Source organism: Achromobacter anxifer (genome assembly GCF_903652925.1).
GTDB classification, from domain to species: Bacteria; Pseudomonadota; Gammaproteobacteria; order Burkholderiales; family Burkholderiaceae_B; genus Achromobacter; species Achromobacter anxifer.
In genome coordinates, this window is record NZ_CAHLAR010000005.1 from 1 (window position 1) to 20,149 (window position 20,149).

Annotated in this window: 18 protein-coding genes and 37 tRNA genes; 47 read left to right on the forward strand and 8 right to left on the reverse strand. The window is 60.7% G+C overall.

Annotation, left to right across the window (positions count from 1 at the left end; all coding sequences use genetic code 11):
* Positions 1-161: 161 nt before the first annotated feature.
* Genes HWY37_RS16190 through HWY37_RS16205 form a run of 4 tightly spaced genes read right to left on the reverse strand, consistent with a single transcriptional unit; the run spans position 162 to position 3,444 of the window.
* On the reverse strand, positions 162-458 hold the full coding sequence (locus tag HWY37_RS16190) for a DUF1653 domain-containing protein (protein WP_176089107.1): 297 nt from the start codon (positions 456-458) through the stop codon (positions 162-164).
* A complete protein-coding gene (locus HWY37_RS16195) occupies positions 455-865 on the reverse strand; it encodes a hypothetical protein (RefSeq protein ID WP_176089108.1) in 411 nt (136 codons plus the stop codon). The genes HWY37_RS16190 and HWY37_RS16195 overlap by 4 nt, the downstream gene beginning before the upstream one ends.
* A gap of 9 nt (positions 866-874) precedes the next feature.
* A complete protein-coding gene (locus HWY37_RS16200; protein WP_176089109.1) occupies positions 875-1,465 on the reverse strand; it encodes a protein-tyrosine phosphatase family protein in 591 nt (196 codons plus the stop codon).
* Entirely contained in the window at positions 1,462-3,444 is a 1,983-nt protein-coding gene (locus HWY37_RS16205) for a DNA topoisomerase IV subunit B (RefSeq protein ID WP_176089110.1), read from the reverse strand. Before HWY37_RS16205 ends, HWY37_RS16200 begins: the two co-directional genes overlap by 4 nt.
* 191 nt (positions 3,445-3,635) lie before the next feature.
* Between HWY37_RS16205 and HWY37_RS16210 the strand changes: the two genes are divergently transcribed.
* Positions 3,636-4,220, forward strand: a complete 585-nt coding sequence (locus HWY37_RS16210; RefSeq protein WP_176089111.1) for a hypothetical protein — start codon at positions 3,636-3,638, stop codon at positions 4,218-4,220.
* A gap of 16 nt (positions 4,221-4,236) precedes the next feature.
* Positions 4,237-4,605, forward strand: coding sequence for a hypothetical protein (locus tag HWY37_RS16215; RefSeq protein ID WP_176089112.1), 369 nt, complete (start codon positions 4,237-4,239; stop codon positions 4,603-4,605).
* Positions 4,606-4,667: 62 nt separating this feature from the next.
* Here the strand turns inward: HWY37_RS16215 and HWY37_RS16220 are convergent, their stop codons facing one another.
* A complete protein-coding gene (locus HWY37_RS16220) occupies positions 4,668-6,050 on the reverse strand; it encodes an RCC1 domain-containing protein (protein ID WP_176089113.1) in 1,383 nt (460 codons plus the stop codon).
* A 625-nt stretch (positions 6,051-6,675) separates the two neighbouring features.
* On the opposite strand from HWY37_RS16220, the gene HWY37_RS16225 reads away from it, so the two are divergent.
* The 38 genes from HWY37_RS16225 (at position 6,676) to HWY37_RS16410 (ending at position 16,292) form a co-directional block, all read left to right on the forward strand.
* Positions 6,676-8,508, forward strand: a complete 1,833-nt coding sequence (locus HWY37_RS16225) for a type IV secretion system DNA-binding domain-containing protein (RefSeq protein WP_176089114.1) — start codon at positions 6,676-6,678, stop codon at positions 8,506-8,508.
* A gap of 241 nt (positions 8,509-8,749) precedes the next feature.
* Positions 8,750-8,926, forward strand: a complete 177-nt coding sequence (locus HWY37_RS16230; RefSeq protein ID WP_176089115.1) for a hypothetical protein — start codon at positions 8,750-8,752, stop codon at positions 8,924-8,926.
* Positions 8,927-9,459: 533 nt separating this feature from the next.
* Positions 9,460-9,536: transfer RNA gene (locus tag HWY37_RS16235), tRNA-Thr, on the forward strand.
* 8 nt (positions 9,537-9,544) lie between these two features.
* Positions 9,545-9,621, forward strand: a tRNA-Asn gene (locus HWY37_RS16240).
* A gap of 6 nt (positions 9,622-9,627) precedes the next feature.
* A tRNA-Thr gene (locus tag HWY37_RS16245) sits at positions 9,628-9,703 on the forward strand.
* A gap of 7 nt (positions 9,704-9,710) precedes the next feature.
* Positions 9,711-9,784 (forward strand) — tRNA-Cys (locus HWY37_RS16250).
* A gap of 11 nt (positions 9,785-9,795) precedes the next feature.
* Positions 9,796-9,888, forward strand: a tRNA-Tyr gene (locus tag HWY37_RS16255).
* An 8-nt stretch (positions 9,889-9,896) separates the two neighbouring features.
* Positions 9,897-9,973 (forward strand) — tRNA-Leu (locus HWY37_RS16260).
* Between the two features lie 298 nt (positions 9,974-10,271).
* Positions 10,272-10,366: transfer RNA gene (locus tag HWY37_RS16265), tRNA-OTHER, on the forward strand.
* Between the two features lie 124 nt (positions 10,367-10,490).
* On the forward strand, positions 10,491-10,733 hold the full coding sequence (locus HWY37_RS16270; protein ID WP_176089116.1) for a hypothetical protein: 243 nt from the start codon (positions 10,491-10,493) through the stop codon (positions 10,731-10,733).
* Between the two features lie 67 nt (positions 10,734-10,800).
* Positions 10,801-10,872, forward strand: a tRNA-His gene (locus tag HWY37_RS16275).
* 109 nt (positions 10,873-10,981) lie between these two features.
* Positions 10,982-11,057, forward strand: a tRNA-Gly gene (locus HWY37_RS16280).
* A gap of 272 nt (positions 11,058-11,329) precedes the next feature.
* A tRNA-Ser gene (locus tag HWY37_RS16285) sits at positions 11,330-11,421 on the forward strand.
* A 241-nt stretch (positions 11,422-11,662) separates the two neighbouring features.
* Positions 11,663-11,738, forward strand: a tRNA-Lys gene (locus tag HWY37_RS16290).
* A 16-nt stretch (positions 11,739-11,754) separates the two neighbouring features.
* Positions 11,755-11,828: transfer RNA gene (locus HWY37_RS16295), tRNA-Asn, on the forward strand.
* Between the two features lie 14 nt (positions 11,829-11,842).
* Positions 11,843-11,917: transfer RNA gene (locus tag HWY37_RS16300), tRNA-Arg, on the forward strand.
* A gap of 9 nt (positions 11,918-11,926) precedes the next feature.
* A tRNA-Arg gene (locus tag HWY37_RS16305) sits at positions 11,927-12,004 on the forward strand.
* Between the two features lie 37 nt (positions 12,005-12,041).
* A tRNA-Lys gene (locus HWY37_RS16310) sits at positions 12,042-12,116 on the forward strand.
* Between the two features lie 5 nt (positions 12,117-12,121).
* Positions 12,122-12,198 (forward strand) — tRNA-Leu (locus HWY37_RS16315).
* Between the two features lie 58 nt (positions 12,199-12,256).
* Positions 12,257-12,344, forward strand: a tRNA-Tyr gene (locus tag HWY37_RS16320).
* A 9-nt stretch (positions 12,345-12,353) separates the two neighbouring features.
* Positions 12,354-12,429: transfer RNA gene (locus HWY37_RS16325), tRNA-Ile, on the forward strand.
* Positions 12,430-12,442: 13 nt separating this feature from the next.
* Positions 12,443-12,518: transfer RNA gene (locus HWY37_RS16330), tRNA-Pro, on the forward strand.
* Positions 12,519-12,554: 36 nt separating this feature from the next.
* A complete protein-coding gene (locus HWY37_RS16335; RefSeq protein WP_176089117.1) occupies positions 12,555-13,103 on the forward strand; it encodes an alpha-ketoglutarate-dependent dioxygenase AlkB in 549 nt (182 codons plus the stop codon).
* A gap of 68 nt (positions 13,104-13,171) precedes the next feature.
* A tRNA-Trp gene (locus tag HWY37_RS16340) sits at positions 13,172-13,245 on the forward strand.
* 13 nt (positions 13,246-13,258) lie between these two features.
* Positions 13,259-13,334, forward strand: a tRNA-Ile gene (locus tag HWY37_RS16345).
* An 8-nt stretch (positions 13,335-13,342) separates the two neighbouring features.
* A tRNA-Pro gene (locus HWY37_RS16350) sits at positions 13,343-13,421 on the forward strand.
* A gap of 66 nt (positions 13,422-13,487) precedes the next feature.
* A tRNA-Leu gene (locus tag HWY37_RS16355) sits at positions 13,488-13,574 on the forward strand.
* Positions 13,575-13,619: 45 nt separating this feature from the next.
* Positions 13,620-13,695 (forward strand) — tRNA-Met (locus HWY37_RS16360).
* A 295-nt stretch (positions 13,696-13,990) separates the two neighbouring features.
* Positions 13,991-14,067 (forward strand) — tRNA-Pro (locus tag HWY37_RS16365).
* A gap of 246 nt (positions 14,068-14,313) precedes the next feature.
* Positions 14,314-14,389 (forward strand) — tRNA-Arg (locus tag HWY37_RS16370).
* 80 nt (positions 14,390-14,469) lie between these two features.
* Positions 14,470-14,546 (forward strand) — tRNA-Asp (locus HWY37_RS16375).
* 90 nt (positions 14,547-14,636) lie between these two features.
* A tRNA-Asp gene (locus HWY37_RS16380) sits at positions 14,637-14,711 on the forward strand.
* A gap of 161 nt (positions 14,712-14,872) precedes the next feature.
* A complete protein-coding gene (locus HWY37_RS16385) occupies positions 14,873-15,487 on the forward strand; it encodes an alpha-ketoglutarate-dependent dioxygenase AlkB family protein (protein WP_176089118.1) in 615 nt (204 codons plus the stop codon).
* Positions 15,488-15,617: 130 nt separating this feature from the next.
* Positions 15,618-15,693 (forward strand) — tRNA-Phe (locus HWY37_RS16390).
* 6 nt (positions 15,694-15,699) lie between these two features.
* Positions 15,700-15,775, forward strand: a tRNA-Ala gene (locus HWY37_RS16395).
* Between the two features lie 159 nt (positions 15,776-15,934).
* Positions 15,935-16,010 (forward strand) — tRNA-Phe (locus tag HWY37_RS16400).
* Positions 16,011-16,022: 12 nt separating this feature from the next.
* Positions 16,023-16,098 (forward strand) — tRNA-Ala (locus HWY37_RS16405).
* Between the two features lie 117 nt (positions 16,099-16,215).
* Positions 16,216-16,292, forward strand: a tRNA-Leu gene (locus tag HWY37_RS16410).
* A 4-nt stretch (positions 16,293-16,296) separates the two neighbouring features.
* Here the strand turns inward: HWY37_RS16410 and HWY37_RS16415 are convergent.
* Positions 16,297-16,593: a hypothetical protein gene (locus HWY37_RS16415; RefSeq protein ID WP_176089119.1), complete on the reverse strand. Its 297-nt coding sequence runs from the start codon at positions 16,591-16,593 to the stop codon at positions 16,297-16,299.
* Complete coding sequence (locus tag HWY37_RS16420; protein WP_176089120.1) at positions 16,590-17,291, reverse strand: ATP-binding cassette domain-containing protein; 702 nt, start codon at positions 17,289-17,291, stop codon at positions 16,590-16,592. The genes HWY37_RS16415 and HWY37_RS16420 overlap by 4 nt, the downstream gene beginning before the upstream one ends.
* 149 nt (positions 17,292-17,440) lie before the next feature.
* On the opposite strand from HWY37_RS16420, the gene HWY37_RS16425 reads away from it, so the two are divergent.
* Both HWY37_RS16425 and HWY37_RS16430 read left to right on the forward strand, forming a co-directional pair.
* Positions 17,441-17,749, forward strand: coding sequence for a hypothetical protein (locus tag HWY37_RS16425; RefSeq protein ID WP_176089121.1), 309 nt, complete (start codon positions 17,441-17,443; stop codon positions 17,747-17,749).
* A gap of 55 nt (positions 17,750-17,804) precedes the next feature.
* Positions 17,805-18,176: a YbjQ family protein gene (locus tag HWY37_RS16430; protein WP_176089122.1), complete on the forward strand. Its 372-nt coding sequence runs from the start codon at positions 17,805-17,807 to the stop codon at positions 18,174-18,176.
* Here the strand turns inward: HWY37_RS16430 and HWY37_RS16435 are convergent.
* Positions 18,133-18,651 carry a M23 family metallopeptidase gene (locus HWY37_RS16435; protein ID WP_176089123.1) on the reverse strand — a complete coding sequence of 173 codons (519 nt, stop codon included), beginning with the start codon at positions 18,649-18,651 and terminating at the stop codon, positions 18,133-18,135. The two genes, HWY37_RS16430 and HWY37_RS16435, sit on opposite strands and share 44 nt — an antisense overlap.
* Positions 18,652-18,722: 71 nt before the next feature.
* On the opposite strand from HWY37_RS16435, the gene HWY37_RS16440 reads away from it, so the two are divergent.
* The 5 genes from HWY37_RS16440 (at position 18,723) to HWY37_RS16460 (ending at position 20,041) form a co-directional block, all read left to right on the forward strand.
* Positions 18,723-18,795 (forward strand) — tRNA-Trp (locus tag HWY37_RS16440).
* Between the two features lie 13 nt (positions 18,796-18,808).
* Positions 18,809-18,885, forward strand: a tRNA-Val gene (locus tag HWY37_RS16445).
* A 9-nt stretch (positions 18,886-18,894) separates the two neighbouring features.
* A tRNA-Val gene (locus HWY37_RS16450) sits at positions 18,895-18,969 on the forward strand.
* Between the two features lie 19 nt (positions 18,970-18,988).
* On the forward strand, positions 18,989-19,732 hold the full coding sequence (locus HWY37_RS16455; protein WP_176089124.1) for a P-loop nucleotide/nucleoside kinase family protein: 744 nt from the start codon (positions 18,989-18,991) through the stop codon (positions 19,730-19,732).
* 233 nt (positions 19,733-19,965) lie between these two features.
* A tRNA-Gly gene (locus HWY37_RS16460) sits at positions 19,966-20,041 on the forward strand.
* Positions 20,042-20,149: the final 108 nt, after the last annotated feature.

Consider the following 20,149-nt stretch of genomic DNA (forward strand, 5'->3'; position numbering starts at 1 on the left):
GCTCATCGCGTAGTCCAGGTATGCGCTCTTTGCGTAGGCTTCAAGGTCGACGCTGTCATTTACAGCATGCGCGGTGATTTCTGTGGATTCGCTCATAAGTCAAAAAGTGGGTTAGCGCCGAAGCGCACAGGATGGTTGTCGAAAAGCACAGGAGCCCCGTATCAGCCTGGGAGTGCTCGGCGTGCTTCCTTTGCTTGAATCACCTGGACTTGTGCAGCTACGCGGTCGCCTTTCATGGCCTCCTGCACTGCGCTAAGTGGGATGGCGGTGAAACGCCCAGCCCATTCGATCGCCGGTCGAGCCCAAACCAGTGGATCAAACGGCCACAGATGCTTGTAGATGTACAGCGGCGCCGTATCCCGGGAATCACGAGCGACCCCCTCGAAGCGGTAAAGGCCCCCATCGGTATGGCGGAATGTCTGCCCGGGTTCGGGCTTATCAATTGGAAAGGGTGTCATTGCAGAATTCGAAGATCTTGGACAATAAAGCCCATCTGGCCCAGGTCAACGGGTTCGCGCGCGACGCGGCCACCCATGGCACTTTCAAGGTGCGGTAACCATCGCTTGTACAGATCGCCTGATGCGAAGCGAACGTCACGATCAGATCCTGTTGCGATCAAGAACTCTTCCTTCTTCCCGCGGCGAACCGCTTTGACGGTCACCTGGACCGTCAACCACCCGATATCCACGCGTAACGCCGCATCCTCGTAAAGCGAGCCACTGATGGAATGTCGCCCCATCCACTTTTGCCAATGCTTGCCGTGAAGTCGAGCCAGCCAGATACAACGCTCAAGAAACTGCTTGGGTGAGCAGTGCGCCAGAGAAGTGTCTTTCGTTTGAGGTGTGGTCGTTTGAGGTGTGGTCATGGTGATGATTCAGAGCTGCTTAGGCAGCAGCGCCAAGCTCGATCCGAGGCGCACTCCTGCGCAGTGGTTCGAGAGCCAGTCAATAGAGCCAAATAGCCCGCAGCAGAGCAATCGCGTATTCCTGTGTCGGAAGCCAGTCCGAACCCCTGCCGCTCGAAGCTGGTTGATCACCCAGATGTTTGGAATAAGCACGTCGGTGGCAATGATCTCCAGCGGCCTTTGCAGCCAAGCAGCCAGGAACAGCGCAACCCCGACCGAGCGTGACGCGCCCGCCTGGCAATGCACCATGAATGGCTTGTCTTGGGCGGCAAGCGCGGCCGTCAGCACGGCGCGGGCTTGAATCTGGTTCATCGTGGTGAACCCACCGCCCTCGCGGTCCGTATCGTGGAAGCCAAGAGCAACCACATCGGCAAAGTCGCGGCTCAGCTGCGCGCGCGACTGGCGCGGGTTTGCAATGGAGATCGCCACTTCGCCGGGACGTGGAATCCAGGCTTCCGCCTCCTCGCGCGGAAGCACGACGATCGACTTTTCAGCATGGCGTCGTGCCGGCGCAGGATGGGTTTCGAGTGCGGCTGGCGGCGCGAATTTCAGATGGGTCATGCGTCGATCGCTGCCTTGTCGCCCTCGGTTTCAAGCAAGCTGCGCCGAGCGGCGACTTCCTGCCTGCCCATCAGGCTATTCAACGTCTGTCCCGCCTGCTTGATGTCGGACACGGTCACGGGGAGCAGAACTCGGGTATCCGGACTCAGAACCGTTTCCTTCAAATGGGCATTGTTCATCTCCCCCAGGCCCTTGAAGCGGGATACAACCAGCTGCTCACGCTTGAATCCATCGGCCTGGAACTGTGCCAGCACGTCATCCCGCTCGGCTTCGGTCAGGCAATACACCTTTTGCGCCGGCTTGCTCTTTCCCTTGGCAGGGACGTCCACGCGGAACAGCGGAGGCTTGGCGATGTAGACGTGCCCCTGGTCGACCAAGCAGGGGAAATGGCGGAAAAACAGGGTCAGCAGCAGCACCTGAATGTGCGATCCATCGACGTCCGCGTCCGACAGGATGATGACCTTGCCGTAGCGCAGGTTCTCGAGCACCGTATCCGGCGCATCGCGGTCATGAGGATCCACCCCGATCGCCACCGAGATGTCATGCACTTCGTTATTCCCGAACAGCTCACCGCGCGCCACCTCCCAGGTGTTGAGCACCTTGCCACGCAGCGGCAGGATGGCCTGGTAGATACGATCACGCGCGGTCTTGCACCCGCCGCCGGCCGAGTCGCCTTCCACCAAGAACAGCTCGTTGCGGCTGATATCTGTGATTTGGCAGTCGGTCAGCTTGCCAGGGAGGGTGGCGACGCCTGAGGATTTGCGCTTCTCCACGACCTTGCCCTGCTTGAGGCGGGCCGAGGCTTGTTTGATGACCAGCTCGGCGATCTTCTTCGCCGATTCCGGATTCGCCAGCAGCCAGCGCATGAACGGGTCTTTCGACACCTGGTTGATCACCCGAACGGACTCGCGGCTGGTGAGTTTGTCCTTGGTCTGGCCCTGAAACTGAGTGTTGACGATGTGGGCGGAGAGCACGAAATTGGCGCGGCTCCAGACGTCCTCGGCCTGCAACGAGACCCCGCGCGGCAGCAGGGCATGATGGTCGCAGTAGTCCCGAAGGGCCTCGAACAACCCAGATCGCAGCCCGGCCTCGTGCGTGCCGCCCTGCGGGGTCGGGATCATGTTGACATACGACTCACCCGCGCCCGACTCCACCGCCCAGGCCACCGCCCAGTCCGCGCCGTCACCAGGCACCGTGTTGCCATCATCGTCAGTCTGGCTTTCGAGACGGCCCGAAGCCACGAAGGGCACTCCCACCAGTTCAAGGCCGGCTACCCGCTCAGCCAGATAATCCTTGAGGCCGTCTGCATAGCACCAGGTCTGCGTGTCGCCAGTATGCTCGTTTTCAAGCACAACCGTGATGCCCGGCAGCAGCATGGCCTTGGCGCGAAGCAGGTGCGTCAGCTCGGCCATGGGCAGATTGGCAGTTTCGAAGTATTTTGCGTTGGGGGTGAAACGCACCAGCGTGCCAGTGCCGCCACGCTGATAGTCCCCGATGCGCTCGACCGCCGAGATTTTGCGGTCGCCGTCCTCGAACTGCACCCGGTAGATGCCGCCGTCGCGGCGGATCTCGACCGAGAGCTTCAACGACAGGGCATTCGTGACCGACACGCCCACGCCGTGCAGGCCGCCAGAGCGTCCATAGCTGTTGCCCTTGCGGAACTTGGCGCCGGCGTGCAGCCGGGTGAAGGCCAGGACCACCACAGGCACCTTCTGGGTGGGGTGCAGACCGGTTGGGATGCCGCGGCCGTTGTCCTGCACCGAAACGGATCCATCCTTGTGCAGCGTCAGGGTGACCTTCGTCGCATGGCCGTTCTGGGCCTCGTCGATCGCGTTGTCCAGGACTTCCTGAGTGATGTGCAGCGGGTTCTTGGTCCGGGTGTACATGCCCGGCACCTGTCGGACCGGCTCCAAACCTTCCAATACGTCAAATGCCGACTCGTCGTACGCTTTTTCGGCAGGGATCACAGCACCAGTCATAGAGATACTCATGGAACGAAGAACGGCCAGCGCAAGGCGGCCAGGTGAATCGATCGGTGTAGCCACACGGACGCGGCCTACATCTTGGATAGTATATCTGTAATCTAGCCGTTATCAGTTTTTGCTGCGATTGGCGTATACTTAATTCACGCAATTTAAGGCTAATTCTCAGCTGCTTTTAACACTCACAGATGTTCCTCCAGCCCTTGATCAACTTCTTTCTGCGCCGCAAGGCTCCTCCCGCTGCTCCGCCAGCGCACACGATCTGCACTGCGCCGGACGCCGGCCCCTGGCGGGTCAGTGAATGGCACACCTCGAACCAGCTGGTGCTGCAATCCGACGCGGGCGCACACCGTGTTGCGCTTGCCATCATGGGGAACTTCGATTCCGATGATCAGCGTCTCGCTTATGCCAATACCCTGGCCACATGGCTCAACGACCAGGTCGCTGCCTGCACCACAATCATGTCCAAGCCGCCGACCAGCACCCAGGCTGACGTCAGTTTGGAGACGATCGCTTGGCCTGAGCATGATGAGCACGCTTCGATCAGCGTGCACCTGTCCGAGCAACGTCGCAAAAGTCTGGGCTCTGCCCCTTCCGCAGACGACAAGCCCGCGGGGCGGTACGGCTGTCACTGCGAACTGCCACCCGGGCAGATGCCGGACGCCTGTGTGATTGACCAGGGCCAGCGAGACAACTGCTGCCTGGCCCAGGATGGACGTACCCGCAATTCCTGTGAATACTGGCAGCCGATCCAGTTCGTACGCGCTGCCTAACTGTACCGGAGCTTCCATGAAGGCCGTCAACACTCGTCTTTTTTTAGCTGCGGCTCTCGCTGCGGCCGCACTGGTCAGCACTGGCGCGTCGCACGCGCAGCGCATCGGCCCCGGCAGTTACGTCCAGACTATCGTGGTCGAAGACGTCGCCGTCCAGTACATTCGAGGAGAGATCCGTTTCTGCGAACGCCAGAACGTGAAGGGCCTGATCTGCCAGGACAAGCAACATCCCCTAGGGAAAATGACGGGGCGCCCGATGGCCCGCGACTGGTGGTCACCTGAAACGTACGTGGCGGCCGTTACCGGCACGACCAGTTTCACGATCGAGGGTGTCAACGCCGGGTACCGACGCAACAGCCTGGCCATCTCCTTCTACTTCGACTAACGGATCACGGCTGCCATCAAAAGGAAACGGGCGCCAGGCGCCCGCTTCATCATTGGAAGACTTCACTTCCGGACGGGCACGGCCCCCGCTGCCACATCCCCCCCGCCATTCCCCAGTTGGCCGCTGCCATTTCCCCCCATGCACTTGGCCGTGTTGCCGCCCACCGCGCACATGAACGTGCCGCCCGCCGTGATCTGGGAACCACCATCAAAACCAGTGACGGTGGTCGCTACAGGGCTTTGCGCCAGCCCAGGGGCTCCGCCCCAGCAGTACACGGCCGACGCGGTAGACGCGCACGAATACGAACTGTTTGCGACGACTTTTGATGCACCCACGACACCAGGAACTTGAACGGGCGCAAACGCGCTGGACCCGCCTGCGGCGCCGATCTGGCCGAATTCGTTCCATCCCCAGCACCAAACCGTGCCGTCCGACTTCGTCGCGCAGGAGTGGCTGTAGCCCGAGGCAATAGACGTCACGCCGCTGGTCAAGCCCTGGACCTGGAGCACATCCCACGTCCCCTCATTGTGGCCGCCGCCCAGTTGGCCCTGGTCATTCGGGCCCCAGCACTTCGCCGCCCCATTGTGGATGACGCAGGTGTGATAGCTCGTGGACGCCACCGCAGTAACCCCGCTGGTGAACCCGAACGTGCCCGCACCATAACCGAAGCACTGAATCCCGCCGGCAGTGGTGACCGCGCACGTGTGATATCCCCCGACCGTCAAGGCCGTTGCACTGCCCGCCGCACTGGCAACGACTGGCACGGCCGAGTTGTTCGTGTTCCCATTTCCGAGCTGCCCAGAGCTATTCAGACCCCAGCAATACACCGTGGAGTTGCGGATAGCACAAGTATGTGCGCCGCCCGCAGCCACCTCCGTGACCGAGTTCGTCAGGCCCGGCACCTGAATCGGCACGTTCGACCCAGTCGAGGACCCGTTCCCCAGCTGCCCTTGTGCATTCCCGCCCCAGCACTTCAGCTCACCGGCCACTGTAATTGCGCATGCATGCTCGTAACCCGCAGAAACCTTCACGACGTCGAGAGTTTCGTAACCGACGCGCAACGTGTAGACCTGCTGCCCGGACTGCCCCTTGTACCGTGCAGTGACCGTGAAGCTCTTCCCCGCCGGCGACAGCTCAAGCGGGGAACCACTCAACAGGCCTGCCGCGTTCAACGCAAGCCCAGAAGGCACCGAATCCGCGGACCACGCCGCCATGGTCGGCTGTGCTGCCTCATCCCCCGTGATTTGGAGGTAGTTGGTGAAGTCATGGCTGTATGGCTTGCCAGCGATTGCATCCGGCAGTGCGGCAGGGTGTAGCACCAGCTGGATCGGCGGCTTGGAGCTCGCTTGACCAGGGACTGGAATGACGACCAGGAACTGCGCGGCCAGGGCATGGGTGCAGGCAGCCGCGGCAAGGGTCAGTGACAGGAGGAATCTCGTTTTCATGACAGTGAATGGCTTAGGGGGCGATGATAGATTGGGTATAGCTATCAATACCACCCGGTACCCTTGATGCATTGCGCAGATTCCACAAATCTCAGCATCCAGGATTGAAAAGTCGCGCGGCGTCGGCACAGACCATCACGCCGAGCCCACCCCCACGATCCATATCAGCAACTCCGCCTCAGGTACGGCGCCATAGCTGAGCAACAACTCTCTAATCAGTCGCCAGGACAGCTTGTCGGTGGCTGGGATATGGGAAATATTGCGTACATCGGGAGCTGACCCAGTGTTGGAATCAGCCGATCAATGGCCAGGCCGTCGTAGGCCCACACCCTGTGGTGGATCGAGGGGATGCCGGGCCGGCCAGAGCTTCGCAAGAAGAAGTCGTCGAGCAATGGACTTCGTTGCGCCTTCAGGTGGTGGGCTTGGGCCCGGTACAGGAAGCGTTGAAGGCGCGTGAGGTGATCCGCAAGCGCGTCGCTTGGGCATGCGTGAAGAGCGCGTTCGCTACTGCAATGGCGGAGCAACTCCTGCGCGGAGTATATCGCCAAGCTGTTTTTCGCAATCTACCTAGCCCGCAGGCCATTTGTCGCTATACAAAGCTCCGGCGCGTGGCGCTGCGCTTTGTATGTCCGACATGCCCCAATTTACCTCCCTGATCAACAGCCACCTCGGCATGAGCCTCTGCCTGGGGTTCTCCGTCTACGCATTCTTCATCCTCTGGCGCCGGCTCTCCATTCGCTGGGTGAACTGGTTCCCCCTCCTGGCCAAGCTGGTTCGCTTCGCCATGTATGGCGCAGCAGTGGCCATCCTGTTCCTTGCCATCTCTGTCCTGGGCAGCAACGAGTTCAGCCCACAGTCCTGGCTGGCTATCCTTATTGGCGCGCTTGCGGCACCAGCAATCAATACGGCCGCCCGAGGCCTGCGCAAGAAGGAGAAGGTTCGTCGCGGCGCCCGGGTAGGTGAGCCCTCCGACGTCAACCGGGCCACGAGCAAACTGCCGCGTGAGGACTTCCACGAGAGCTTTCAGATTGGCGGCGTCAAGGTGCCGCGCAGTGCCGAGCCATATCACTTCTTCGTTGTAGGCTCGACCGGCTCCGGCAAGTCGGTGGCCCTCACCGGGCTGCTGGACCATATCCAGGCCCGCGGCGACATCGCCCTGGTGGTCGACTCTGGCGGTGAATACGCCTCACGCTACTACAACCCAGATCGTGACCACATCCTGAACCCCTTCGATGATCGTTGCGCGCCTTGGTCTCCGACAGCCGAAATGTCCGGGCCCTGGGACGCCGAAGCACTGGCCAAGTCGATGATCCCGGACGGGGTAGGCGACTCCAAGGAATGGAATGGCTACGCGCAAACGCTGGTGACGTCGACCCTCCGGCAGCTCACAGCCAAGGGTCAACTGTCCATCAGGGATCTCCTCTACTACGTGCAGGCGGCACCTGTCTCTGAGCTGGAGCCGTTCCTTGCCGGCACGCCGGCGGCGGCTCAGCTGGTCTCCGACAAGACCTTCGGCTCCATTCGCACGATCGCCGCCAACTACCTGGCGACCTACGCCTACCTGACCGACAGCGACAACCCGTTCTCTGTGGCCAAGTTCATCCGCCGAGAGAAGCCTGGCTTCCTGTTCATGACGTACCGTGATGACCAGCTGGACTCTCTGCGCAACATGATCTCCTGTGCGCTGGACATCGCTGCCCGCACGATTCTCGCGCTCCCTGCCAACAGCACGCGCCGTGTCTGGCTGGTGATCGACGAGTTTGCGTCCATCGGCAAGGTGCAGTCCATCGAGGCGGTCGCCACCAAGGCACGCAAGGTTGGCGGCTGCCTGGTTGTCGGCTTGCAGTCGGTCTCCCAGCTCAAGGACCGCTACGGCGAACACTCCGCACAGACCATTCTTTCCTGCTTGTCCTCGTGGCTGGTCCTGCGCTGTTCGGACGCCGACACCTCTGAATACATCTCCAAGTACATCGGGGATACGGAAATCTCCCGGATGACGCGTAGCGAATCGGACTCGGACACTGGCGGCGGCAGCGCTGGAGTGAACGAGCAGATCCAAACTCAGCGTGCGGTGATGCCTGTCGAACTCCAGCGCCTGGCCAACCTCCAGGGCTTCTTCAAGCTGTCTGGCGACTACCCGATCTGCAACGTGAAGCTGAGCTTCCCGCCCAAGCGCCCCCCAGCGGCAGAACACTACGCCCAGCGCGACTTCGAGCAGAAGCCCATGCTGAGCCTGATGCCCGTACAAACGGCTGACCAGGCAGGAGGTGGCAGCGCTGGCGGCGCGTCAATGACACCGAGCTCTACCTCCGAACCTACACCAGCCGCGGCTGTGGAGGAATCATCAGCGCCACAGCCCGTGATTCTCAAGCTCCGGCCCAACCCGCTGGATGGCGATCCTCAAGAATACGAGGACACGCTGAATGACCTGGCCGAGGGCTTGGAAGTCAGCATGTAGCTTGCGAATTATGCATTTTTGCAACACAAGCAGCTCGCGTCCGAAGAAATTTTGGGCGCGAGCTTCACTTTTGTGGAACTTCACATATACTCAGCACTCACAAAGCTTAATTCCGGCGGGAAACAGGCCTGAAACACAGGGATCGAAAATATTTCGCAACTTGTGTTGACATGGGAACTTTAGCCGCTATACTAAGCACCAACGACTTAACCGTTAACCGAATTTCATAGGATTTCTGACCATGTTCGCAACCAGCCGCTTTCACAAACACTCCATGCCCAAGGCATGGCGTGCTGTGTCGCGTATTGGCGGCGGATGTTCAGATATTCGCTTCAATGCACTTCCTCAGCCGATGGTGAGCTTGCAATCGCTCAACTATCTGCCGTCGTCGCATTCCGGGGAGAGGATCAACGCCTAAGTTGAATCTCACCTAGCAGGTTCCCAGTGGAGCCCCGGAATGCGCAAGCAGACCGGGGCTTTTGCATTGGAGCCTCAAACAACGTGTATATGCGGAACGAGACCGTAGCTGGCACGTAAAACCTGACCCAAGCCAAAGGGATCCAGGAGCAGCAAATGGGCGGGGTCCCGGTATGAAACTGTGGTGAGAACGCAGGAGTAAGAAGGGCAGTGACGGGACAACCGTCGCACTCGATGAGTCGAGGTTTTGCTAATGCCGTGATGGCACTGCATGTAAAGGACAGTCGTGAGATTGGCCCACCTCAGCACAGATTCGTCGGGTTTCCAAAGCATCCATGCGCTGGGTGCTTTGGAAATCCAGTTTGGCGGACGGGTTTAGCCCGAACGCCCTCAGGTGCAGCCAAACGCCATAGCGGAAGTGGAGAAATAGGTGGGGAATCAGTCGGTGCCGAACAAAGTAGGACCGACCCCTGCCGACACGGAATCCAGGTGGACTTTGACTCCCGGCTCGCTGAAAGCGCCTGAACGTTTTTTGCCGGTTTAGCTCAGCTGGAAGCAGCATCCGCCTTGTAAGCGGGAGGTCGTCAGTTCGAGTCTGACAACCGGCACCAGTTTCGATTCCCCAGTAGCACAGTTGGTAGTTGCGCCGGACTGTTAATCCGGATGTCGCAGGTTCGAGCCCTGCCTGGGGAGCCAAACATCGCCGTCGTAGCTCAGTTGGCAGAGCAGCTGTTTCGTAAACAGCAGGTCACAGGTTCGAGACCTGTCGCCGGCACCATGGATATGTGGGGTTAGCAAAGCGGCCATGCACCGGATTGCAAACCCGGCTAGACCAGTTCGACTCTGGTACCCCACTCCATCTCTTTTCCTGGAGGTCTTGCAGCTATGGCGTGTGCTGCCCCGGATTGTAAATCCGGTCCCACTGGGTAAACATTCTCGGTTCGAATCCGAGGGCCTCCACCAGTACACATGCCCAGGTGACGGAATTGGCATACGTGCCAGATTCAGAATCTGGATTCTGCGGGTTCGAGGCCCGCCCTGGGCACCAATATGCGCTGCTGACTCCAGCGAGCTATACGAAGAACAATCAGCTCAAAAGGAAACAGCTATGCAAACATCAATGAGGGCCGCGGTGTCCTGGCCGAATATATCGTTCGGGCCGGTCAACCTGTGGAGCCTGCAACCTGTGTGGAAGGGGGTTGAATCCTTTCCGCCTCGACCGCACGCTCCCGCCACAAAAGCAATTGCGAGCACGATGCACCGGGACAATCCATTGCTTCGGCAAGCCTCGGCTCATCGATGAGTCTCGGCGCCTTCTTCGGGAGGCGCCTATTCATCCCAGACATGGAAGACGAACCAGACAGGCGTCTGGACCTGCTTTGAAAGCAGTGGGAGCGAGCTGGTACCTCGCTTGGGCTTCGAGTGCACCCGTCTTCCGCCAGTATCGATCATGGAGAGTGAACCGGACAGGCGCGCCGGCACCGCCTCGAAAGCGGTTGGAGCTGTGATGAACAGCTTGGGTTTCGAGTACACCCGCTCTCCGCCATTACAAGAAGGAGATGTCCATGAAGGACTTGACCAAGGCCCAGCGCCGGCACGATGCCGAGCGCGTCAAGCGTAACAGGGCAGGGCACCGCCTGATGCGCGACCAGCAAACGCCCAAGGCGATCGGCATGCATGCGGCCACGCCGGCCTCGTGCTCGTGCCACGTGTGCGGCAATCCGCGCAAGTACCGCGGCGAAGTGACGATGCAGGAGCGCAAGTTCCTGGACGTCAGCCGGGAGTACCTGATGGGCGAAGCGGCCTGAGCTCCAGGCCAGCCCAAAACCGCCCGAGGCTGGCTGCACCGGGCTCTTCTCTCAAGACTTCTTAGGGGTGGCTGTAGCCAAGTGGTAAGGCGCGAGGTTGTGACCCTCGCATGCGCCGGTTCGATCCCGGTCAGTCACCCCTAAGCAGTTTTCCGGGGATGTAGCAGCGTCGAAGCGCCAGCCTGTTGAGCGTATGCCACGGGTCGGACGGGTAACTACGTAGGCCCGTCATCTCCACCACCATTTTTGCGGGGTTAGCTCAGTTGGTAGAGCGACAGCGTGCCATGTTGTAGGCCACGAGTTCGAATCTCGTACCCCGCCCCATTCTTCGGGCCGTAGCAAAGCGGAAATGCACACCTAAAACGAGAGGTGACCGGTAGCACGGGCTTGAGACGAAAGAGCGAATCGCGCATGGTTTGCAGAAGCACCTATAGCGGCCCGGCAACGGGTGGCCTTCAAGCAGCAAGGGAAGCGGGTTTTCCAAGCGGTTCGCGCCAATCACCCAGTGAGCACGACTGTCGTTGACGGTCACACAGGCTCTGATTGGTTCTCAAGTGAGGTGGGTTCGATTCCCATCGGCTCGACCAACAATTCATGGAGGGTAAACCGGACAGGCGTGCCGGGGCTGCCTGCTAAGCAGTTCGTTCGGTGAAAGCCGGATTCGGTTCGAGACCGATGCCCTCCGCCATTTTCGTCCTCGACAACCTGCGGCAAGTGCCAGCAGGAATGGGTGGCCCCGCTGGGCTCACGAGGCGCCATCAAACCTATAGGAGCAGCGCATGTCGCGAAAACCTACCAAATCGTCGGGAGCCCTGATCGTCCCGGCGTCCAAACCGCGCAACCCACTGGTCGCCAGTGCGGTGCTGCGCAAGGCCGGGGCACATCGCAAGACCAACAAGGCCTTGCGGGCGGAAGCCAAACAACATTTCCGGCGCGTCGCCCAGTTGGTAGGGCAGCGGACTTTTAATCCGCAAGGCGTGGGTTCGAACCCCACCGCGCCGACCATTTCAGACCTGTGTGCTGGGCTATAGCTCAGTTCGGTAGAGCGCCGCACTGTTAATGCGGTGGTCCCTGGTTCGAGGCCAGGTAGTCCAGCACACACGTTTGATGGGCCACTAGCTCAATGGATAGAGTACGAGGCTACGAACCTCGGGATGGGGGTTCGATTCCCTCGTGGCCCTCCACACAATCATCGGCGGTTAGCTCAGTTGGATCAGAGCACTGGATTACGAATCCAGGGGTCGCAGGTTCGAGTCCTGCACCGTCGGCCATACACTCGCCTCGCAGGCGGCGGGGCGCATCTTTAACGCGTCGTTGGCAGAACGGTTATGCACCGGACTCTTAATCCGATTTACCTGGGTTCGACCCCCAGGCGGCGCACCAACAATGCCCTCGTGATGGAATTGGAAGACATACTGGATTCAGAATCCAGGTTCTGGGGGTTCGAGGCCCCCCGAGGGTACCATCACCGCCCGCCGGCCGGCCCGGCGCGGCACGCTGGCAGCGTACTGCCGAGTTTTCATGGATCTGTGGTCGAGAGGCTCAAGACGGCGGACTGTAAATCCGTTGCCCCCAGGGGCGCCGTTGGTTCGAATCCAACCAGGTCCACCATTCACCGTTGCCCTCTTAGCTCAGAGGCTAGAGCACCGTCTTGATAAGGCGTAGGTCGCTGGTTCGATTCCAGCCGAGGGTACCAGTTTCACGCCATTCGGGGCATAGCGCAGTTGGTAGCGCGCAAGCTCGGGGAGCTTGAGGCCGCAGGTTCGAGCCCTGCTGTCCCGACCATTTCAACCGTCCGGTTCGCCGGCATACGAGGTCACCATGTTGAGCACCATCACCTACGAGCCGGGCTTCATCGCTGAGCCGGCCGGAATCTTCACCAAGCTGTGGGAAACCTTGGCCTGGGAGCGCAGGGGCGGCACCCCGAGGCGCGAATACTACTGCAACGACGTCGACGTGCCCTACACCTACGGCAAGGGCGCCGGCGAGCGGACTTACCATCCTTCGGCCTGGACGCCGGAGATCCTGGCCATCAAGGCCGCGGTCGAGGCGAAGCTGGGCTGCAAGATGGAGGTGTGCTTCCTGAATGGCTACGAGAACTCTCGTGACCACCTGGGATGGCACGCCGACGACTCGCCGGAGATGGATGACGCCAGGCCGATCGCCATCGTCACCCTGGGCGCCGAGCGGGAGATCTGGTTCGCCCCCGCAGCCGATCGTTCCGATGTCACCAAGGTCCTGCTGGGTACCGGCAGCCTGTGCGTGATGGCGGCCGGCATGCAAGACACGCACGTGCACAGGATCCCGAAAGTGGATCGCGAGTGTGGCCCGCGGATTTCCCTGACCTTCAGGGGATACGTCGGCGCATGACCACAGCCCCGCGCCTCACCGCGCGGGGCACCTTCCGGCCTGGTCAGCCGCAATGCCGAGTGCATTGCAGAGGTGTAGTTCCAATTGGCAGAACGGCGGGCTCCAAATCCGCGCGATGAGGGTTCGAGTCCTTCCACCTCTGCAATGCATTCGATGCTTGGCTAGCTCAGCGGTAGTAGCAGTCGCCCGATAAGCGACAGGTCGTTGGTTCGATTCCAACGCCAAGCACCACATTTTCACGGCGTGTAGGCTAGTCTGGCCCAAGTCGCCTGCTTCGGGAGCAGGAAATCGCAGGTTCAAATCCTGCCACGCCGACCAATATAAACCCCGGGAAGGGCAGCAGTAGTTGGGATGCATTCCCGGACTGCTCGCCACGACCCAAATGCTCTGGTGGCGGAATTGGCAGACGCGCTTCTTTGAGGTGGAAGTGCCGGAAACGGCGTGCGGGTTCGAGTCCCGCCCAGAGCACCAATTTCACCCCATGGCCGCCTGGCGCGCGGCCGCACCAAACAAGATGGCCATGTAGCTCAGCGGTTAGAGCATCGCCCTCATAAGGCGGAGGTCCCCGGTTCAAATCCGGGCATGGCCACCAATTTCATCCCGTCGTAGATCAGTGTGCTCTCCTCTGGCTTGGGGGTTCGCAGACGGTCTGCATGTGGCACTCCTGGATCACTATCCCCATGAAGCTGCGCGATAACATCGCATGGGCTCCGCTCAACCGCCGAAAGGCAGGTCGCGCTGATGATTGGGGCCTCACTGATCTGGGCTCTGGCCACCTCTGTAGCACCCATGCGCCCAGTTACGAGAGTCGGTAGATCAGCCCCACCAGCTCATGCGATTTATGGGGAAGACACACGTTCGAACCGTGTTGACGGGGCCAATTTCATCGGAATGTAGCGCAGCCTGGTAGCGCACTTGTCTGGGGGACAAGGGGTCGCGGGTTCGAGTCCCGCCATTCCGACCAAATTGCAAGCGACAACCCGAGCGATCGCTGGCTGCCGTGGTGGCAGGTGGAGGAAAGTCGGGACTGCACAGGGCGCGTGTCCACGCTCTGCGGGAGGCTTCGGCCGACGCACCGCAACGTGGCCGGCAGCAACGCAAACAGAGGATCATGACGCGGCCCGCCGAGTCCTCAGGTAGCGGCATAGATGAATGATCGCATAGAACAGAATCCCGCTTACGGGGTTACCGCTTGCACCACCATTTCCACGCCCCCGTAGCTCAGTCGGACAGAGCGGCGCCTTCTAAGCGCAAGGTCGGGGGTTCGATGCCCTCCGGGGGCTCCAAGTCAATGCCGGATGATCCGCGTGTGAATCCACGTGCCGGCTCCAAATTCTTCCCTGGCGACCAGGGAAACACGATCAATGCGGTAGTAGCTCAGTTGGTTAGAGCGCATGCCTGTCACGCATGAGGCCAGGGGTTCAAGCCCCCTCTATCGCGCCATTTTTGTAGGGGATTAGCCAAGTTGGTAAGGCACTGGATTTTGATTCCAGCAATGCGCGTGTTCGAGTCACGCATCCCCCGCCAGTTTTCGGTTCGTTAGCTCAGTGGTAGAGCGCCGGCCTGTCGAGCCGAGTGTCAGGAGTTCGATCCTCCTACGGACCGCCATTTCTCCCGTCGCGTCCCGCACCAGGCGATCAGAGCCGAAATGCCGTGCGACGAAGTTCCAGTTGATAGGGGTGTAGCCAAATGGGAAGGCAACCGGTTTTGACCCAGTCATGAGCAGGTTCGATCCCTGCCACCCCCGCCATATTGCTATGAGGTAGCCGATGTTCACACCAGACCTATTCCCGGCGCCCGATGCGCCAAGACCGGACATCCTCAGCGATGCCCGATTTTTGACGGCGGCGGAGCACGACGAGCTGTTTACCTGGTGCGTGCACCAGGCGCCCTGGCGCGACATGCATATCCGCTTCTCGGGCGGCATTGAGCGCGCGGTGCCGCGCCGCCTGGGTTGGTTCGGCGACGTCGACTACGCCTACTCAGGCCTTCATCATCCGGCCGCGCCGATGCCTCCCCAGCTGCGTGTCATCGCTGACCGTATCGAGGCCTGGCTGGCGCAGCAAGGCCTCGAAGCGCGGTTCAACAGCGTACTGATGAACTTCTACCGCGACGGCAGTGACTCGATCGGCATGCATGCGGACAAGGAGACGCAGCTCGAGCAGGATCCGACGATCGCTTCGCTGTCGCTTGGCGCCACGCGCACCTTCAAGTTCAGGCATATCGCCTCGGGGCTCATGCTGTCGGAGCCACTGGCCGGCGGTTCGCTCCTGGTGATGAAGGGCGACACCCAGCGCAAGTGGCTTCATGGGATCCCCAAGGAGCCGGGAGCCGGCCCCAGGGTGAACCTGACCTTCCGGCACACGCTGCGCCCGGCGCAGTGACCGTCTTAACCGAACCGGCGTGAACCGGAACTGAACCACGGATATGTCCGCGGGGAGGGTGCCTGGCACAGGCTTGAGGGGATGGCCCCCAGTGCACAGATTTCCTTGCTGGCGCGTGACGCCGGCATACGCGTCCGTAGCTCAGTTGGTAGAGCACCGGCCTGAAGAGCCGGGTGTCACTGGTTCGATTCCAGTCGGACGCACCAGATAATGGGGTTGTAGCTCAGTTGGGAGAGCGCTTGCATGGCATGCAAGAGGTCACGGGTTCGATTCCCGTCTTCTCCACCACTTTACGGGGTATGAAGGCAAGTGGTCTAAGCCGCCGGGATCTGACCCCGGAGAACGTCGGTTCGAATCCGACTGCCCCCGCCATCACAGTCTCGCACGGACGAGGGGATCCATCACCCCCAGTGCACGAACAAGGCTGGCGCCGCGCGCCGGTCAAACGCTCTCGTAGCTCAGTTGGTAGAGCACCGGTTTGAAAAACCGGGTGTCGCTGGTTCGACCCCAGCCGAGAGCACCAGATCAATCCCCCGGGGACGTAGCTCAGTTGGGAGAGCGCGGCATTCGCATTGCCGAGGTCGAGGGTTCGACTCCCTTCGTCTCCACCACCCTATACATATGCAACAACGCCGTCGGTTCAAGCGATGATCACCGCGATCTTCGTACCGGCGGCTTTTTCAACGCGATGCTGACCAGAGAGCAGTTGGCTCGCGCATCAAATCAATGCCCCGATGACGGAACTGGTATACGTGCCGGCCTCAAAAGTCGGATTCTGTGGGTTCGAGTCCCACTCGGGGTACCATATCCTACGCGACGATTTCTTCTTTGCGCTCAGCGGCGGCCAGGAACTCAGTCGTTGCCCATACTCCGCGCTTGAGCGATGTGAGCTCGCCGGCATCAACCATCTGGCGGCGAACTGCTTGAAACACACGGTCTGCGATGATCTTGTGATTGTGAACGATGGCCGATGTTTGCATCAGCTCTGCGATGCCGTGCTTGATGAGGTGGCTCCGCACTTCATCTGGCGTGCTCGTCGCCCGCTCCATACGCTCTCGCGCCAGCTCAAACAGGCGGGGCGAAATCGTTTTGGGTCCAAACTTCATGACGGTGCTCCTGTGCGAACACGCGCACGAATGGTTATGTTCTGCTCCTCGAGCTGCTCCAGCTCATCGAGCGTGGCATAGGCCGGCTCTTCGAGGAAGTTCGCGAGGCTCTTGTAGCGGCTGCCGAGCAGGATCACCGAGGGCTCGCTCTCCCCTGATGGCAATTCGGACAGCACGCCGCGCACCAGGGCCCGGCTGTGCGTCACCACGAGCACTCCTTTAGTGCCCGCCGGGCGCGTCATGGCAAACATGGCAATGCGCTGGCCCATCGGATAGGCAAATCGGTCCGACAAGCCGATATCCGGCTCATCCAGCAGTGCGACATGCGGATTGGAGCCCCAGCCCTGCATGGAGCGGAATGCCCGACGCATGACCCCGAGACTTGCCAGCCCGGTGCTCTGAGTCGCTTCGTCACCATACATCAGCTGCCGCTCGACGCCGCTGCGCGCCCGGTAGCCCATGGACAGCTGCATCGGTGAGCAGCCTGCCGCATGCGCCACTTTGGCCAGGCGCTGGACCAGGAAGCTCTTTCCGCTGCCGTTGTCACCCAGCACCAAATGCAAGGATGCGCCATCGCTCAGCCTGGACAGGTCGATCTGGAAAGGGCCTTCCGGGCCGAAGGCGCGATGCGCGGCGGCCGCGCGCAGTTGATCTTCGAACGAGAAATTCTCTGTTGGTTCGTGCGTCTTTTCTGGCATTGGGTTAGTATATCCACCGGCTCAATTCTGTCAATAATCGCATGACCTCCGCCGCTGACCTGCAATCTTTCGCAGAGACCACACGCCGCGCCCTAGAGCCAGGCCTCGACCGGGACGTCGACGGTCGAGTAATCAGTGCCGGCTCCTGCTTGTACGCGTCGATCCTGCTGGCCGAGACTCTCGGCCGATTCAACCTGGCGCGCTCGGTGATCCGCGGCGGCAGTGGCGCGCGCGGGCAGGGCGCCCGTGACGTGGACGGCCGCTGGCACGGGCACTACTGGATCGAGGCCATGACCGCCGCCGGCGAGCACGTGGTGATCGACATCACGGCCGACCAATTCGGGCATGCGCCAGTTCGTGTGCTGCCGATCGCCCAGGCCCACGACTACTGCCCTGGTGAGCAATCAGAGGTTGACGCCTCGGTAGCCGCGGTACGCGCGGACCTGGGCTTGGGCTGAACCGAATATCAGCAACTGGCCCTATACGCGGCATGGAAGCGCTAAAGGAGCCAACATGCTGAAGATCCAGCGAGAAAGCGGAATTTTCATCTTCACTACCTCGAACATCGCAGGGGACATCGAGATCCAGGAGTATTTCGGCCTGGTTTCTGGCTCGGCGATCTACGGTGGCAACTTCATCAAGGACTATTTCGCCCGGATTGCGGACCGCATCGGCGGCCGCGTCCGTGGCTACGAGAGCGCCTTGAATGCGGCGATCGAAGACAGCCTGCGGATCATGTGCAAGAAGGCAAAGCAGGCCGGCGCCAACGCGGTAATCTCAGTGCGAATTGACCACGGAGACGTGAACAATCGCATGATGATGGCCAACTGCTACGGCACCGCTATTCGCTATCGGAAGAAGCGAGTGGCAGGAGAAGGGGAGTAGGGTCCAGCAGCGTCGCAGGGCGCCCCCGATCGGCATACCACTCCGGCGTGGCCCGGGTGCCCCGGGTATGCAGCTCCAAGTGGAGCATGCAGGTAGGGCGGCCCTTATCACGGCGCAACACCCTCTTGATGCGGCCCACCAGGGCACCCGCCGGCAGCACCTGCCCCTTCACCGCTGCCGAAGTGATCTCCCCGTAGGCGACGACGCCACTGGCGCCCTCCACCAGCACAACATCGGTGTCTTCCCACCACGGCAGTCCCGCGGCAGGTCCGGTGAACGGCTTCACAGCGACCACGACACCATCCTCGACTGCGCGGACCTCAGTGCCCTCGGGAGCGTAGAGGTCGATGCCTTCGTGTACGTGGTGCTTGCGGACAACGCCGAAGGCTCCTGGGTGCTCGCCGGTAGGCAGCCCGGTGCACCCGGCCGGAAAGACAATCCTGTCAGCAGGGGACTGAATCAGCTTGAGGGGCAAAGGGTTTTTCCACATGACTTGATTTTAGCAGAACAGGCTGTTTTCACATATACTATTTGCAAGCACATTGCGTAGGCGTAGCTTAACTGGCAGAGCAGCGGTCTCCAAAACCGCAGGTTGATGGTTCGATTCCTTCCGCCTACGCAATGTGTTTTCTACTCGGGTAGCTCAGCTGGTACGAGCGCCGCCGTGACAAGGCGGAGGTCAGCGGTTCGAAACCGCTCCCGAGTACCAAATTTCAATGGCCCGTTAGCTCAGCGGTAGAGCAGCGCCCTTACAAGGCGATGGTCGGCGGTTCGACACCGTCACGGGCTACCAGATTTCACAGGTACATCACATGCTCGCAGACGCCAACATGGCACTCCTGATGCGCTATGACGCGCTACTAGCCAGCCACGGCGCCACCCCCACACCCTCTGAGGTGGGTACCGACGACAACCACCTGAGGTGGATGTGCGAGACCGCCATAGCGAACATCCATGGCTGGCCAGTAGATAAAGTTTCTCGCTGGCTTGGCTTCATCCAGGGCGTTCTTACGGTGTCGGGCCGGCTGACAACGGCCAGCGAACGTGAATTCTCTCGGCCACTGTTCCATGCAGCCTACCAAGCAGAAGGGCGGCAGCCTCCCGCAAGCATCGGGCCTGAGACCGAGCCAACAAAGGGTGCCCAAGTTCAGGACCCATTCGCCGGCGTGCGTCTGGTACTGATCCGCGGCCTACCTGGTTCCGGCAAGTCCACTCTGGCAAAGGAGATCGCACGATCCTGCGGATTCCTCCACTTCGAGAACGACATGTTCTTCGAGTCTGAAGCGGGCTACGCTTACGACCCCGAGACCCAGCCTAAAGCGTCTGGCTGGTGCATCAAGAACGTCTCGGACGCGCTGCTCAGCGGCAGCAAGGTTGTCGTCTCCAATGTCTTTCTGGAGCCCCGCTTCATGCAGGTCTACATGGACATGGAACCGAACTTTCTCGTGGTGGAGTGCAACGGCGATTTCGGCAGCATCCACAGCATTCCGCCAGAACGTATCCAAGAAATGAGGCGCCAGTGGGTGCCCTACCCTGGTGCCATGCAGATGGCCTGATTTGGCTTGCCGGGGCGTGAGCTTCAGCGCCTGGAGCGAAGCTCCGGCCACATACGCATTGAGTTAACTGTTGGTTTTACGCCAAAACTAACTTTCTTCGAAAAATTTCGCTGTTGATGTTGCTATGAGCGTTTTATGCGATATACTAGCAACATCGCTGCAACAAACAGCGAACAGTCGGCCCGCTGATCTCGGTGGCGCCGATCGCTCTTAAAAAATTCATGATGCATTACGCGGGGGTAGCTCAGTTGGTAGAGCGCTACCTTGCCATGGTAGAGGTCGCGAGTTCGAGCCTCGTCCCCCGCTCCAAGTTTTCACCTGGCAGGCCGTCGTAAGACGTTGCCCTCGTGCGAGTCATGAGGCTGCGGGTGAAGTAAACGCTGATGGCCCGGACCCACCGGGGCATCAGTAAGCCGT